We start from the raw sequence: 16,509 nt of genomic DNA on the forward strand, positions 1-16,509 counted from the left end.
AGTTCAGTTTTTCGTTAAAACCTTACAGCCAATATAGAGAGAGCATTCGTATGAAGCCGGTGTATCGCCTGACTGTATCTTGCCCCGATCGGGTTGGAATTGTTGCTAAAGTCAGTGAATTTATTGCCTGCCATGGTGGCTGGATTATCGAAGCCAATCACCATTCAGATACCGAGTCCGGCTGGTTTTTTATGCGACACGAAATTATCACAGACTCCATCACCATTGGTCTTGATCAGTTCAAAGCACTGTTTGCGCCAATTGCCAGCCGTTTTGAAATGGAATGGCAGATCACCGCCAGCGAGCAAAAACCTAAAGTCGTGCTGATGGTCAGCAAAGAAGCCCACTGCTTGAATGACATTTTGTTTCGCTGGAAAAGTGGCGAAATGAATTGCGATATTGTGGCGGTAATCTCTAATCACGATGATCTTCGCGGTATGTGCGAATGGATGGAAATCCCTTACCACCATGTTCCGGTCGATAAGCAAAACAAAGCACCGCACTTTGCCGCGGTCGAACAATTGATCGAACAATATCAGGCCGACACCATCATTTTGGCCCGCTACATGCAAATTTTGCCCGAAGCCGTTTGCACTCGTTATCCGGGGCAAATTATCAATATCCACCACAGTTTTTTACCCTCATTTGCCGGTGCCAAACCTTATCACCAGGCATCTGTTCGCGGGGTAAAGCTGATTGGTGCCACCTGCCATTATGTCACTACCGACTTAGATGCCGGGCCGATTATCGAGCAAGATGTTTTGAGAATTGACCATGGCGATACCACCGAAGATATGCAGCGAATGGGCCGTGATGTTGAGAAAATGGTGCTGTCACGCGGCCTGCGCTATCACCTAGAAGATCGGGTATTGCTGCACGGAAATAAAACCGTGGTTTTTGATTAAATTTCGACAAATTTTGAGCCCGTTTTTGCTGGGTAATATGAACCGTAGAAGATGCTTTACGGTTCATGTCAACCTTGACGAGGCATTAACCAAGCAATCAGCGAGCGCTACTTTCGGTTGATATCAGATCTTCTGCGGAATTAACCCGACCAGTAGCGATCATCAACTCAGCAAGTTGCTGTTTATCTGAAATAAGTTTTTGCTGACAGATTGACATATTGATCATCAGCCGCAATGGTAGCTGCGGTGCTCGGCAACTGAGCGAATTTAGCTAAAAATATCGCCAGTAATTGCAATTTACTGAAATTACGATCTATTTTGCTTCAGTAGTGATCGTTTTTGTGCCAATGAATAGCACCAAGCACATTGCGGTTACATGCATGCTTTATCTTGACGCTACGATAAAGCTGCTATATACGTTCCACCGCTCTGGAACTACCAGCGTTTATATAAGCATCATCTGCAGGGATACCAATGGGAAGATCACTGGTCATAGTCGAGTCGCCAGCCAAGGCCAAGACCATCAACAAATATCTGGGCAAAAACTTTATTGTGAAGTCCAGCGTCGGTCATATTCGTGATCTCCCTACCGCAGGGGGTAACAAAAAGCCGGTAGATGCCAGCGCCAGAGCAAAAGAATCTGCTCGGGTCCGTAAAATGGAACCCGTAGCTAAAGCTTTGCACCAGGCGAAAAAGCAAAAAAGCCAACTAATCGAACGAATGGGCATTGACCCTGACGACGGTTGGAAAGCGCGCTATGAAATCCTTCCCAATAAAGAGAAGGTGGTAGCTGAGCTGCAAAAACTGGCAGCCGATGCTGACGTCATCTACCTCGCAACGGATTTGGACCGTGAAGGGGAAGCAATTGCATGGCACTTGCAACAGGCAATCGGTGGCGACGACTCCCGATTCCGTCGCGTGGTGTTCAACGAAATCACCAAAACGGCCATCCAGGAAGCTTTCAAAGAACCTGGCAAAGTCGACCAAGACCGTGTCGATGCCCAACAAGCTCGCCGCTTCCTAGACCGTGTGGTGGGTTACATGGTTTCTCCGCTGCTGTGGAGCAAACTGGCGCGCGGTTTAAGTGCTGGGCGTGTTCAATCCGTTGCAGTGCGATTAATCGTTGAGCGTGAGCGGGAAATCCGCAAGTTCATTCCAGAAGAATTCTGGCAAATGAATGCCATGTTAAGCGACGGTCAAACTTCTAAGGAATCAGCCACCGAAGCGCTGCCATTTGAAGTCACCAAGCACAACGGCAAAGCTTACCGCCCAACCAATCAGCAACAGTCAGATGCCGCCGTCGCACTACTGCAAAATGCTGCTTATGTGGTCAGCAAGCGCGAGCAAAAGCCAACCAAGGCCAAAGCCGGCGCACCTTTTATTACCTCCACCTTGCAGCAAGCTGCCAGTACGCGTCTGGGTTTCTCTGTTAAGAAAACCATGACCATGTCGCAGCGGTTGTATGAAGGCGGCCACATCACCTACATGCGTACCGACTCAACCAACTTGAGTAGCGAAGCAGTAGAAGCGTGCCGCGAATATATTAATGAAGAGTTCGGTGCCAAATATTTACCTGAAGCACCGGTTTCTTTCTCAAGCAAGCAAGGTGCTCAAGAAGCTCACGAAGCGATTCGCCCAACCAATGTCAAAATGAAGGGTGAATTGTTATCGGATATGGAGCGTGACGCCCAACGTTTGTACCAGTTAATCTGGACTCAGTTTGTGGCATGCCAAATGCCAAACGCAGAATATCTAAGCACTTCACTAACGGTTACCGCCGGTGAATTTGAAATGAAACTGCGTGGCCGCGTTCTGATTTTTGATGGTTTCACCCGAGTCAGCAAACCTGCTAGCAAGCGCGAAGAAGACCGCGAGCTACCAGACATTAAGCAAGGGCAAATCCTCAAGCTGAACAAACTGGACCCAACCCAGCACTTCACCAAGCCAACCGCCCGCTTCACTGAAGCCGGTCTGGTTAAAGAGCTTGAGAAGCAGGGTATTGGTCGTCCATCTACCTACGCATCAATCATTTCAACCATTCAAGATCGTGGCTATGTGAAGCTGGAAAACCGCCGCTTCTACGCCGAGAAAATGGGCGATATCGTTACCGACCGTTTGGTGGAATCTTTCTCAGGTCTGATGGACTTTGGCTTTACCGCCAGCATGGAAGAAAACCTCGACCAGATCGCTAGAGGCAAACAGCAGTGGATCAACACGCTGGACAACTTCTATGAAGGATTCTCTGAGCAGCTGTTAAAAGCCAACAAGCCTTCTGAAGATGGCGGTATGCGCGCTAACACGCCAACCGACATTGGCGATGTTAATTGCCCAGATTGCAGCCGCCCAATGATGATTCGTACCGCCAGCACCGGTGTATTCCTCGGTTGTAGCGGCTATGCCTTGCCACCGAAAGAACGTTGCAAGTGCACCATCAACCTAACCGCAGGCGACGAAGCCATCGCTGCCGGCCTGGAAGATGAAGAAGCCGAAACTAATGCATTGCGTGCCAAGCGCCGTTGCCCAATTTGTGAAACGGCAATGGAAGCGTATCTGATCGATGAAAAACGCAAATTGCATGTTTGCGGTAATAACCCAGATTGCCCCGGCCATGAAATTGAAACCGGCGAATTCCGCATTAAAGGCTACGACGGCCCAATTATCGAATGTGATAAATGTGGCGAAGACATGCAGCTGAAAAACGGCCGTTTCGGCAAATATTTCGGTTGTACCGGCGAAGATTGTAAAAATACCCGCAAACTATTAAAGAGCGGTCAGGCTGCGCCACCGAAAATGGATCCGATCGATATGCCGGATCTGCAGTGTTTAAAGGTGGACGACCATTACGTATTACGTGACGGCGCCTCAGGCTTGTTCCTGGCAGCATCTGGCTTCCCGCGTAACCGCGAGACCCGTGCGCCATTAGTGAGCGAAATCGCACCAGTAAAAGCCCAGTTACCAGAGAAATATCATTTCCTGTGTGACGCTCCACAAAAAGATACCGACGGAAATCCAACGACTATTCGTTATTCCCGTAAAACAGCCCAGCAATATATTATGTCTGAAATTGAAGGCAAAGCGACCGGCTGGAAAGGTTTCTTCAGTGACGGCAAATGGGCAATTGAAGAAAAGAAAGTTAAGGCAAAAGCCAAAGCAAAGCCGAAAGACGAATAGTTTTTCGCTGACTTTGCATTGAACAAAAAAAGCGCTTCGGCGCTTTTTTTGTGCCTGTAACCCGGAGTTAATTGTTGGGCACCACTAAACACAAACACCGCATTGAATTGCTGGGCAACGCGTCATCCTCGCCAGGGATTGGCGGGGACCCATGGACAGGGAAGTTAAACCAGCAACTACCTACCAACCTCAACCATTACCATCCATGGCTTATAGATTCCGGCTTCCCTGCCCGGAATGACGGTATGGAGTAACTTGCTGGCCCTTGCATCACCCTCACCAACCGCGCTGTAACCACAGAGCTCGATTTATTACACTGCACTCGCGACACAACCATCACACCCCGTTCATTGCTTGGCAGCACTTACAACACCACCGCAGCTAATTGCTGGGCAACGCGTCATCCTGCACATGGAAGTACGGGATCCATGGCCAGGGACGGTAAAATCTGTACGCTCTAATGCTCAATCCCATCCAACCCAATCACAATGGATGGGAACACCTATAGCAGCGGCAACCACCTAGCTCTATTTAATACACCGAACACGCAACAAATAAAATCCACAAAGCATATTAACTATTGCTATACCCCAGTGATAAAGGAGGATCAAATAAATAATAAAAGTATGCACCCTGATATTTTCAATCCGATCCACATATGCTCTGATTACACTCAAAATCAACGCCACAGCATTAAAATCATACCTAATGAACACCCAAATCAAGCATTTACATTGACCAAAAGAAATTCCATTATAGAATCAGCAACAAGCAATGGATTAAATATCCCCCGCTGAGGCATATTCACGTTTATCGTAACTGTGAAAAAACACAGTTGTCCTAACTAAGTTGAAATGCACAGTACATTTTTTAAACTGGCTGAAACAATGCTCAAGTTGAGACAACACTATTTAAATTGACAGTCTTTTAATATCTATATCTGGCTAATATTGATTTCAATTGAGTGATCATAGATAGTGGCAACTGCTAAAGGGGTTTTATAATGATAAGTAGCAATGCTGGTGTGGAAGGTTCATCTGGATATTCTTTTCAGCGATGCTGTGTCGTTTTCCTTATATTTGATAACCAAGAAGAATTATCGCAAAAAAATTATTTTGTTTGCATGGAACACCATGAAGACTTTCTTTTTGCGTTTTTAGATGAAGAGGGGAAGATTCAAAATATTGATACATACCAGGCAAAAAAATCAAGCAAGGATTGGTCAATAAACACAGATCTCCGTGAAATAATTGGAAAGATAACATTAGTTGGAAAAGAACTTCTTAATGACAAACACCCAAAATCAGATGATTACTACCACACTCTTGGTTTTTTAACTAATAAGAAGATCTCATTAAAAAGCCAAAAAGAAGACAACGTAAGAATAGAAACTAAAACTGTTAGTGTATCTAATTTGCAAGCAAACTATTCCAATCTAGATCCAAAAATAAAGAAAAATATACTAAAAGGTATAGACGAATCTCTACTTGAAGAAAACCAGCTAGAAAACATCCGTTTTCAGTTCATTGACTTGCCACAGGGATACAATGGTTGGCAAAGAACGCTCACAGGGTTATCACACGAAAGGTTTGGTAAGAAGATCAATGACCACAAAGCTGTCATCGCAACATTACTCCAATTACTACAAAATATCGAACAGCATTACAATAATGGGAACATTGTCTCTCTTACTGATACAAAAAAAACATTTACCAAACCCGCCCTGTCAGGATAGTTGTCTCTTAACTTAATCCATCCTTTTTCAATTGAGGATGGCAGGAATTACGGACATGCCCTCTTATTCTGAAGAAAGAAAACACGCTGTTTTAAAACGATTATTACCTCCTCAAAGCTTATCTATTCCTGTGCTTGCTAAAGAAGAAGGTATTTCTGAGGCAGCATTGTACAATTGGCGCAAACGATTTAACCTCTCTGGTCATCCCATGCCTGAAAAACATCTGAGTTCTGAACAATGGTCTGCTGAAGCTAAGTTTGCTGTTGTCCTTGCAACTGCCAGCTTTAATGAGGCTGAACTGAGTGAATATTGCCGTGAAAAAGGTCTGTATCCAAACCAGATAAAGCAATGGAAACAAGCCTGTATTCACGGTAACCAATCGGCGGAAAAAGCATCCAAAGCGCCTCGAAAAACGCTTAAAGAAAAAACAGATGAAAAGAAAATCAAAAAGTTAGAAAAAGAATTGAGACGTAAAGATAAAGCACTTGCAGAGGCGAGCACGCTGTTGATTCTTTCAAAAAAGCTCGATGCTTGGTACGGAATCGACAGCGAGGACAACTAACGTCACTTGCACAGCGCCAGCAGTGTTTGGAATGGTTTCATCAAGCCATTACTGAGGGTGCGCGCCGTCGCCAAGCTGCTGATATATTGAATATCAGCTTGAAAACACTGAACCGTTGGCAAGACAAAGCAGGCAAAACTATAGAAGACCAACGTCCATTGGTGGTTAAAGATATGCCTGCTAACAAGCTGTCAAAGGAAGAAGAAAAGACAATATTAAATATTAGTAATCAAAAAGAATTCAGTCGGTTACCGCCTTGTCAGATTGTCCCTACGCTTGCAGATCGCGGCACCTATATTGCCAGCGAATCCTCTTGGTACAGAGTATTAAGACGAAATGGCCAATTAACGCATCGAGGCCGTAGTAAAAAGCCTCATAAACGGCGAAAGCCGACAACGCATATCGCGACAAGCGCAAATCAAGTCTGGACATGGGATATTAGTTATTTACCTTCTCGAACCAAAGGCTTGTTCTGGTATTTATATTTGATTGTCGATATTTACAGTCGAAAAATTGTTGGCTGGGAAGTCTATGAAGTGGAATCGGGTGAGTATGCCAAGGTATTGGTAGCGCGCACTTTATTATCAGAAAATTGCTTGAAAAACCCACCCGTACTTCATTCTGACAATGGTGCGCCGATGAAGAGTTTTACCTTTAAGGCGCGCCTCGAAGAATTAGGTGTTGGATCTTCATATAGCCGTCCTAGAGTCAGTAATGACAACCCTTATTCAGAATCGTTGTTTCGAACGGTGAAATACTGCCCTGAATATCCGAGCAGCGGCTTTGCAACTCTGGATGATGCCAGAAGCTGGATGTTAAAATTTGCACGTTGGTACAACCACGAGCATCGACATAGTGGTATCAAATTTGTGACGCCGCACCAGCGCCATAATAATGAAGACAAGCAACTACTTGAAAAGAGAGTGGCGGTTTATGAATTGGCTAAATCAGAACATCCAGAGCGATGGCCAGGCGCAATCAGGGATTGGAGCCATATAAATGAAGTCGCTTTAAATCCAGAAAGAGAAAGGGCGGGTATAAATTAATCTAAAAAGGGACAACTACCTTGAAAAATACCGCAAAGAAAAAATAGAAGAAACCTTTTCTATGATGACAGAAAGTAAAAAATCTTTTAATTTTTGGAGAAGCTACTCTAAAGAGTTAGCGGCCCAGCTGGAGATTTCACTCCCCATACAACGAAAATCGGAAGAGCTACTTAAAAACTGCTTTGATTATTTCAAGGATATTGAGCAAATAGAATATAGAAAAATCTACAATTTTGTGAAAGATAGAACAGATATTGATGAGAAGCACATATCTGAAGCCGACTGTATAGTTGACATGTACAAGACATATAAAAAAGAATTTGATCCGAGATTAGAAAACCATATGGTGGCATTTTCTATAATTGCAGCATACGTCGAAACAAGAGGGATGGATGAATGATTTCGCTGATTTTTAAAAGTCTTCTAGTTTATTCGCAAAACAAAGGCCATGGCTTTCACACTCATTTTAGCGATACAGTAAACATCATCCACGGAAGAAACACTTCAGGCAAGAGCACACTAATCCAATCAATCATTTATTCCATGGGTATAAATGATTCTAAAGAAAATTTAAGCGACATAAACGATCCACATACAATTTTTCGTTTAGATTGTGAGCTGACAAAGGAAAATGAAGGAACCAAATTATCATTCATTAGATCTGATGACACTATCGTCTTAGCCATTGACAATAAGCCGCCGATGAGATTTGATGGCATCAATTCAAACAACTCTTATGAATATAAAAAATATAAAGATATAATCTCCAGTCTGTTTTCTTTCAAGCTGCTTCTTCAACAACAAGGTGAGCAAGTAAAGGCCCCTCTGGAAGCAGCTATGCTGCCATATTACATATCACAGTCTGTTGGCTGGGTATACATTCGAGAATCAATAGGTAACTATAGGTTTTATAAAGACTTCAAGTATGATTACCTGGACTACTACTGCGGCATCGAAAGCAACGCAAGAAAAATCGAAAAATATAAATTAGAGAAAGAAAAAAAGGAGCTGACTTTTGAACTTAAACAGCTTGAATCTTATGAGGAAGGAAATAAACAACTTAAAATATCAAAAATTATAGATGAAAAAATAAAAGGAGAAGCATCAAGATTTTTTGATGAGTATCAAGAGCTAAACAATGACTTGACTGCAAAAGAATCGGAACAGACCAAGCTTTGCAATAAGATCAGCATGCTAAAAAATAGGCAAAAGGTTTTATCCCAGGTTATCAGAAACATCAAACACCAAGTTCCTGAAGTAGACAGCTGCCCAACTTGCCAACAGCGACTTCCTGGTGATTTACGAGAGTTTTACAAGTATACACAGAATGTTAATGATGCCATAAGCGAGCTGGAAAAAACTAAATCTGACATAAAAAAAACATCCTCATCCTTGAATTCTTCAGAAGTGAAAATAAAAAAATTGCGATCCGAGTTTGAAGAAAAGTATGGCTTGATGGAGAGGGTTAAAATCGAAAATGTTAGCATCAACTCCTGGATTGACCATCAGTCAAACTTGAAAATGCTGAAAAAAATTGAAGGACAAAAAGCTTTCACCCAAAAAACAATTGACGGAATTACAAGCAAAATAGAGGAGAACCAAGATGGAGACATCGAAGACCTCAGAAAAAAAGCAGATGGAAAATTCCTGAAAATCTTCAAATCCAAAGTCAAATCTCTAAAAATTAAGCTGCCAAAAGAAAACAAGTATAAAGAAATTTACTCCATCAACGCATTTCCATACCAAGGTGTAGAACTGCACCAATTGCTGATGGCTTACAATTTTTCTTTTTATGAAATGGTCAGCAAAAACAAAACACTCCACACTCTACCTTTCATAATGGATGCCGTTTTCAAAGAAGATATAGACATAGAAAGCAGGAAAAACATTTTTGATTTTCTATCAAAGGAAACAAACAATGGTCAGCAAGTAATATTTTCAGTTGCCGAATACAAAAACAACAGCCAGTCAAACTCAACCTTGTTTGATATTGAAGAAGTCAAACGTGATTACTTTACTGACGATACAAAACTAATTTGTATCGGCGATAGTAAGACAAAACGATCCTTTATGTCTTCAAAATTAATAGCGCCAGAGTTAATTGAAAGCACACTATCACTCTTTGAATCAGCATGATTTCAGACACCATAAACAATAATAATTATTTTAATTAATTGCACACCCCAAGCAAACTGGCCCCATCCAGTTTGCTTTTATTTTACCCATTTTATTCACCCCTCCAATCCCACGTATAAATCGTTGGGTTTCGCCTTTGGCTCACCCAACCTACATTGACCCACACAATAACCAACCACAAAACCCGAAAAAAAACCAGCACTATCAACTTCTGAGAATTCTTCTCACCCATTCCATTATTAAAAATTCAAAGAAAATATTTCACAGCAGCACCACCTTCATAATTAAAAAAATGGTTTGATTCAAAGCTAAACTTTCCATCGGTCTGTGAAGATAGATTGCAGATGCAGAATAGCCTCTCATCGACTAACTGGCAGCAGATGTAAAAGCACAACTGGTTAGCCTTCACCCATCACTATTTTGATGATCATTACAGCGAATTCTGCATATAATGGAAGCAACGGCACCCAACCTGATAGACGACCTGGAATGGGTGGTGCTAACACTACCAACTCATCAGGCAAATATCAGTGCCGCAACCCAGATACGTAAAATGGGCTTTAAAGGAAAAATGGCCGCAACCACCAGCTATGCCGACGAAAAAGAAAAGCTTGAGTCCCTCGGTGTTCACTATACGTTCAATGTTTTTACTGAAGCCGGCTATGGCTTTGCCAATGAACTAAAGAAAATGAAAGCATAACAGATGAAATTAATGTCACCACCCTCGTAAAGCGGAGATTCAATTCTGCGTTTGCAATATATGACTGAACAATAAAATAAACCGTCCTCCCTAGCTGCTTGTTTGTAATTGGTCACTTAAAATTTACCAAGCACTATTAACCATGAATGATGCAGATTCTTAAACACGCTACATAATTCATCAATACTCCATTCTGTTCTCTATTGATTGGTATCGTGGCAATACGCGGTAAAACCCTCATTATAAATTACCCCACCGACTGGCTCTTTGTGCCAATTCTGTCAAGGCCTGTAAGTGCGGGTACGTCAACCTGCCAGCCAACCAGGAAAGGCTTATGGAACAAAACTTTCAAAAACTATTGCTTTCAAATCACTTTATGCAGCTGGACAGCTTTTCCAGTGAGTTTGATCTGTTCAAGATGATGGGGGTAAGAAACAAGGAGCTGATTCACTCTAATATTATCGCCTGCTTGCTAAACCCGTCTTATCCACATGGTTTGGGCCATGCATTTCTCAACGCCTTCACTCGTGGGGTTAGTCAGCTCGAACTCATCGAGAGTTCGGCTCGAGCCGTTCCTTTGTCTGCCTTGATTGCCGCAACAGATAACCAGGTGATTATTTCCCGTGAGCTGGAAAACATCGACCTGGTAATTGAGTATCCACAAGCGAAGCTGGTGGTCGCGATTGAAAACAAGATCTGGGCTGGCGAGCAGAAAGAGCAGATTCTTCGCTATCAGAAAATCCTCACTTCGAGATACAGCGGCTATACCCACGCACTGATTTATCTGACACCCAATGGCAAGCCGCCAACCACCGATGATACCAATTCATCCGTGCCTGTTTATCTAATGTCATACGGCCAGATGATTGATCAACTGGCTATGGTGAAAAGCCGAGCTAACCAGAAAGCCTTATTTTTTATCGAGCAATTTAGCACCCATGTGGAGCAGTATATGTCTGGAAGTAATGAAATTAGAGATCTATGCTGGAATATTTTCGAGAAGCATGAGGATGCCTACCAGCAAATGGCGAAACACTTAGCTTATTGCGTACAAAGAAAAATTGAGAATTTTTTTGAAAAAATAGAAGGCAAGTTGAATAGCGACTCAATGTTTAGCGAATTTGATGGTATGGAAATCATTTCTGCTTATAGAGAACGCGAAAACAAAGATCATTTCGATTTAAATATCCGTCTGCAAGGCTGGCCTGAAGGGCTTTACATCAAGATTTACAAACATAGCTGGTTTGCAGTCTTTCCTTTTGTAGAGAAAGAAAACCTCAATAAGGTTAAAGCACTACTGTGTGCTATGAACTCCAAAGCAACTAAGGTCAGTGCGTGGCAGGGGAAATATTACGTTTCCAAACATTCAGACCTGGATAGTCGACGCAAGATTCTTGAACAGGGTAATGAAATATCAGAAGAACATATAAATAGTGCTTTAAACAAGGTACGTGAGCACATTATTGAAATTAACAAGGCATTAAATTAAGAAATTAAATAGTTTCTAAATCTTTTGGATAAATCATACATTGCAGACTATAAAAGATTCTGAATTGAGTATATTTTTAAAAACGGCTATTTGATAAATAGTCAAATAGCCGTTTCCAGACAAACCTCTAAATGCCCAATTAGATGATTATTCTGAAATACCGTCACAATCGCGGTCTGTAACAAAATTACCTTCATAAATAAAGAAATCATGTACTTTGCTAAAAACACATAGCTTTTGGCCATCACTGGTAAATTTCAGCATCTGCTTGCCACCGGAATCCGCATTTACTGCCGACTGGCTTCGGGCTACTACTTCAAATCCAAAGCTGCCTACAAAACCTCTCGCTCCCAGCCCTATGCCTGGTAAAAAGCTTTTATCACCTGAGTAATCTGCATTAACATGTCCGGTGATATTGGTAAAATAGTCTTGATCGAGATATTTATTAGCTAACAAAAGATTACTTGATTCAATAATTCTTTCTGAATACTTGCTAACAGGCAGAACAAACTTGATTGCTTGCTCATGGTATTGATTAATCTCACCCTGATCTGTTGAGACTTTTGAGGAGTTTAACCTGTTAGTACTTAGAATCAGGTTCGATTGATCAAAATCTTGAATATCTGTTTTTTCGTTCCATAACCCACTCAGGGTAAAAATAGGAAAATCAATTTTTGATGCAAAAATAGCTTCATAACTACTCGAACGTACTTCCTGCTCACCCGTGAGAAACCCGTATTGCTGATGTGCACAATGCTGCCGTTTGAAATTATTCTTTTCAAAGGTTTGGCAATTTTTCAATATCAGATCGACTGCATCTTCGTCCTCATCTGGATCTTCGTCATCATCTTCTTCGTATGATGCTGCGATATGGTTTTGTTCGATTAATAGCTTCCAATCAGGGTTCAAATCAGCAAACAAATCATTAACGATGACAAGCAGTAAGGCTGGATCAGCACTATTCAAGTCAACCGAGTCAAATGTATCGCGCCGATCAATCCTATCCAGGGTGAAGCCTTCAGTTGTATCGACAACAACAGGGCCTGCTAAATTTGAATCTTCTGAAGAGTTATTATCTGGTTGGCTGGATGATCCACCGCAACCTGCTAGCAGAGCAGAACTTATTACAAGAGGTAACAGATATTTCATGACACTTCCATGTGCTGATTATTCTACCGCTAAAGTATCATTTTACAGAAACAGCTACAATGGCCCTATTGGAAATTCAACAGCATCCAACAAGGTCTGGAGCAAGCTGTTTTGTTCTAACCAAAAATAACGATCACAGCTAAAACAAAGGCAGCCTAAACGGATAGAACAGATACCTATTTAACCAGCTAGGCGCCCCGGTTTCTTATTAGACAGCAGCTAGGGGCTTAAAGGATATCTAATTATCGGCATCGATTCTTTTGTCAGTGCGCTGATTTATAAGTCACCTGAAATTTTTACCAAAAATCATGCCGCTTAGCTGAAAAGAATAATTAATAGTTGTAGCTATTTAAAACAACATTGCTTTCCAAACTCAACAACCACCAGCTAAAACCGCCGAGCTTGTTGTGCGGACTAAAAACCCAGACACGACATACCTTTTACTGGGAGTACATGAAACTCGCCTGCAAAGTGCCAAAGGCATATGGATTATATAAATGCTTTCGCATTTATATACAGGCACACCCCTTAAGCTATCGGCATAAAAAAACAGGCCGCAACCTATTTTTTTATTAATTGATATGAATAACCTGTGTTTTAACAATTCGGTATAAAATCAGTATTGCAGAGCCCCGTTACGGGTAAAACCTGTAGGTTATTAGTTCTTTGATCAGCCATCAGACCATCAACAAATAGTTTAAAACCCAAACTGCCATAAATGTTAGTAATTAAATCTGCAGTAATAATTTGAGACCCGCCCGATGACAAGCTACCTACCAAACCATCAACAACCGATTCTCCTATTGTTCTGAGAACAATGCGGCTTATACTAAAGCCACAGCATCAGCGAGGAGTGGTTCTATGGACAACAAATTGAAACAACTGGTCGGCCAACTTCAGTCTGCTCTTGATACCCTTGAAGACTCTCAGGCTCGTGAGCGAATTGAGATTTCCCTATCTGAAATCCAGCAAACACTAGACAGCCAACAGCACCCTGTAGAAGTAAGCGATGAGTGGCTGGATGGTATGAGAAGAATGGCTGCAGAATTTGAGCAACAGCACCCCACTGCCGCCGGACTGTTTCGTCAGATTACCGATAGCTTGAGCAAGATGGGCATTTAAAACATTACCATCAAAGCCATCAACAACTGTTTGGCTAATGACAATTTAATAAAAAAAGGCCGTGACATCGAAAGATGCTACGGCCTTTTCTTTGAAAATATAATGCATACCACAGAGCGACAGAGTACCGGTGTGGATATTTACAAGGGCATATATAGCTACTGATCGTTAGCTGCATCACTCATTAGTTCAGCAAATAATGCTTGCCAGTCTGCGCCATCTTCTGTCGCTTTGACATCAATCTCAACACCCATTCGGTGCTGCCCTTCTTCATCACGGCACCAACGAATATCGCCTTGAAGGTAATACTTTCGTTGCTGCCCTGGCCAACCAATAATCAATTCCACTGTGGTATGGGGTTCTAGCGGCATTCGTGCATTGATGCACAGGCCTTCCCGACTCATATCAACACTGTGAGTACTGAATACTTTGCCATCTACATGCACGAACAACCGCTCTGAAATTACCTGACGACCGGTTTGACGTCGATCCTGATCCATTGCTTGTTCTCCTGACCTACTGATCAAGTTAGCTAATTTAATCTGTTGGAATATTTATAGCCGTTGTTCGGCATATTCGTACCGCGCCAGATCACAGTATCAGTATCATTCTGCTGCTTCAAATGATCTATTTCACAAGCAAAGTTATAGCCAGCTTACTCACTCCATTACCTAGATCGAGTAATCAGCAAAACCTTATGATAAATAGGTAAATAAGAATCAGATGCATTCCGCTAAATGAGCTGTTAGAATCAGCGCATCTCTAAGCTGCAAAAATTAAATTCTAATGCCGAAATTTCTAAAACTGCTGCATACCGCAGCACTTGAGTTGGTCATGATGGTGCTTTTTTCAGCAAGCGTAGTTTGCTGGGTATTTTATGAAATATGGGGTATTCCAGCGGCGGCGATCTGGGGTTTGGCTAGCGTTATCTTTATCGCCAAGTGGATTCATTATGAAGCAACTTGCCCCAACCGAGCTTAATCGGCTAGGGCAAATATTGGTCTAATCAGTTTGATTAGGCCAGTGCGTTATCTGCAGAATTTACCTGAGATAAAGGCACTTGAGGAACGTCAGCCTTATTCATGCCACCCAATCGGGCCATGGCGTAACAACTTATCATTAGCTTTAACTCTTTCAACATATACTCCACCTGCTCTGGAGGCATTTGCTGAGATTGCTGCAGCATATGAACCACGGCATCTGAAATCATCCAGCACGCCATGCTAATGTCTGGGCCAGCTAGGTGTGGATATAATTTAGTCACTGCTTTTTGAATGGCTTCAGCTGCCATTTTACGATCTTGTTCTTGCTGTTCTTTCAATTCTGGCATTGAACCTATGCCACGCAAAATTTCTACGAAGCCAGGTTTGTTTCGATAAAAATCTGATAATTCATCGATCAAATTACCAATTTGCTGCAAATCGAAATTTTCAAGAAAGCTGGATAAGTAGTTTCTCAGTTCCTGAAAATACCGGTCAGCAAGGGTTGCAACAATTGCCGTTTTATTAGGAAAATAGCGATAAAGAGACGCTAGCGAAATTCCGGCACGCCGAGCAATTTCACTGGTTTTTGCACCGTTAACCCCCACTTCACAAATAATTTCTACAGTACAACGCAAAATCAGATCAACGCGTTCTTTGCTTCGCGCTTGCGAAGGCAGAGCTCTCACCCGATTGCGATCTAGTGTTTCTGCGTACCCGTCAGTTTGTATCGACGATTCTGTGGAACTGTTCACTCTGGTCACCTGCTATCTAGAGTTAAAAAATGTTTTATGATTAACATTTGTTTAAAGCTTAAAACTTATTCTGAAAAAGTTTGTAAATCACGTGCAAAAGCAGGCGACAGTTCACTCATTCGAGTTAATACAAAACCACGTATCATCAGTTTTAATTCTTTAAAAAGCTCCATCCGCTTTTCTGGACCCTGATTGGTTGCTTGCTGACACAGATAAAACATCATTTCACTGATTAACCAGCATGCAGGATAAACTTCTTCTGCTGTTACATCACCATACCTAGCAACTGCAGCCTGTTGCATAGTGAGGGCAACCAGTTCTCGATCACGCTTTTTAATTTCAGCCAATTCTGGCATTGAGCCCATACCTTTGAGAATTTCAACAAACCCTCTTTTTTCAAGGTAAAAACTAAACGACTTTTCAATCAACTGATCGATTTCTTGCAGTTTAAAATCTTCAATAAATTGATACAAAAAGGTGTGCAATTCTTCCAGATATTGCTCAGCCAACATGCCGATAATTGATGATTTATTAGGGAAATACCGATACAAAGAAGCTAGAGAAATTCCCGCTCTACGCGCGATTTCACTCGTCTTTGCACCATTAACTCCCACTTCACAGATAACATCCACTGTACACCGCAGGATCAAATCCACCCGCTCACGGCTACGATTTTGTGATGGAACTGCTCTAACCTGAGTCTTAATCATTTTTATTTTCTCTTTGCTCCCGGACAAAAGTTATGAATAGCCACGATTC

14 protein-coding genes are annotated in these 16,509 nt (G+C 42.0%); 10 read left to right on the forward strand and 4 right to left on the reverse strand.

All coding sequences use genetic code 11. The features are described 5' to 3' along the window. The first annotated feature begins 50 nt into the window (after nt 1-50). The 8 genes from purU to DC094_RS08570 all read left to right on the forward strand — a co-directional run bounded on the left by purU (nt 51) and on the right by DC094_RS08570 (nt 11,744). Complete coding sequence (purU, locus tag DC094_RS08535; protein WP_116686690.1) at nt 51-905, forward strand: formyltetrahydrofolate deformylase; 855 nt, start codon at nt 51-53, stop codon at nt 903-905. Nucleotides 906-1,379: 474 nt separating this feature from the next. Further along, complete coding sequence (topA, locus tag DC094_RS08540; RefSeq protein ID WP_116686691.1) at nt 1,380-4,076, forward strand: type I DNA topoisomerase; 2,697 nt, start codon at nt 1,380-1,382, stop codon at nt 4,074-4,076. Between the two features lie 1,003 nt (nt 4,077-5,079). After that, nucleotides 5,080-5,811 (forward strand): dsDNA nuclease domain-containing protein, encoded by a 732-nt coding sequence (locus DC094_RS08545; protein WP_116686692.1) that lies wholly within the window; start codon nt 5,080-5,082, stop codon nt 5,809-5,811. A gap of 55 nt (nt 5,812-5,866) precedes the next feature. Then, nucleotides 5,867-7,419 (forward strand): IS3 family transposase gene (locus DC094_RS08550; RefSeq protein ID WP_116686107.1). Its coding sequence is split into 2 segments (ribosomal slippage): nt 5,867-6,326 and nt 6,326-7,419, totalling 1,554 coding nucleotides; the frame shifts between segments, so codons are not numbered across the junction. A gap of 61 nt (nt 7,420-7,480) precedes the next feature. Further along, a complete protein-coding gene (locus tag DC094_RS08555) occupies nt 7,481-7,819 on the forward strand; it encodes a hypothetical protein (RefSeq protein WP_116686693.1) in 339 nt (112 codons plus the stop codon). Then, a complete protein-coding gene (locus DC094_RS08560) occupies nt 7,816-9,555 on the forward strand; it encodes a hypothetical protein (RefSeq protein ID WP_116686694.1) in 1,740 nt (579 codons plus the stop codon). Before DC094_RS08555 ends, DC094_RS08560 begins: the two co-directional genes overlap by 4 nt. Before the next feature lie 451 nt (nt 9,556-10,006). Beyond that, complete coding sequence (locus tag DC094_RS08565; protein ID WP_116686695.1) at nt 10,007-10,255, forward strand: Rossmann-fold NAD(P)-binding domain-containing protein; 249 nt, start codon at nt 10,007-10,009, stop codon at nt 10,253-10,255. 334 nt (nt 10,256-10,589) lie between these two features. Further along, a complete protein-coding gene (locus DC094_RS08570; protein ID WP_116686696.1) occupies nt 10,590-11,744 on the forward strand; it encodes a PDDEXK-like family protein in 1,155 nt (384 codons plus the stop codon). 147 nt (nt 11,745-11,891) lie between these two features. Here the strand turns inward: DC094_RS08570 and DC094_RS08575 are convergent, their stop codons facing one another. Continuing rightward, nucleotides 11,892-12,893 (reverse strand): hypothetical protein, encoded by a 1,002-nt coding sequence (locus DC094_RS08575; protein WP_116686697.1) that lies wholly within the window; start codon nt 12,891-12,893, stop codon nt 11,892-11,894. 861 nt (nt 12,894-13,754) lie between these two features. Here DC094_RS08575 and DC094_RS08585 point away from each other — a divergent pair. Next, a complete protein-coding gene (locus DC094_RS08585) occupies nt 13,755-14,015 on the forward strand; it encodes a DUF4404 family protein (protein WP_116686699.1) in 261 nt (86 codons plus the stop codon). Between the two features lie 158 nt (nt 14,016-14,173). Here DC094_RS08585 and DC094_RS08590 read toward each other — a convergent pair whose 3' ends face one another. After that, nucleotides 14,174-14,515, reverse strand: coding sequence for a PilZ domain-containing protein (locus DC094_RS08590; protein WP_116686700.1), 342 nt, complete (start codon nt 14,513-14,515; stop codon nt 14,174-14,176). Nucleotides 14,516-14,801: 286 nt separating this feature from the next. Here DC094_RS08590 and DC094_RS08595 point away from each other — a divergent pair, with 286 nt between their 5' ends. Beyond that, nucleotides 14,802-14,996 carry a hypothetical protein gene (locus DC094_RS08595; protein WP_116686701.1) on the forward strand — a complete coding sequence of 65 codons (195 nt, stop codon included), beginning with the start codon at nt 14,802-14,804 and terminating at the stop codon, nt 14,994-14,996. 34 nt (nt 14,997-15,030) lie between these two features. Here DC094_RS08595 and DC094_RS08600 read toward each other — a convergent pair whose 3' ends face one another. Both DC094_RS08600 and DC094_RS08605 read right to left on the reverse strand, forming a co-directional pair. Continuing rightward, entirely contained in the window at nt 15,031-15,750 is a 720-nt protein-coding gene (locus DC094_RS08600; RefSeq protein WP_158527268.1) for a TetR/AcrR family transcriptional regulator, read from the reverse strand. 65 nt (nt 15,751-15,815) lie between these two features. Continuing rightward, on the reverse strand, nt 15,816-16,460 hold the full coding sequence (locus tag DC094_RS08605) for a TetR/AcrR family transcriptional regulator (protein ID WP_116686703.1): 645 nt from the start codon (nt 16,458-16,460) through the stop codon (nt 15,816-15,818). Nucleotides 16,461-16,509: the final 49 nt, after the last annotated feature.

Source organism: Pelagibaculum spongiae (assembly GCF_003097315.1).
Classification (GTDB): domain Bacteria; phylum Pseudomonadota; class Gammaproteobacteria; order Enterobacterales; family Pelagibaculaceae; genus Pelagibaculum; species Pelagibaculum spongiae.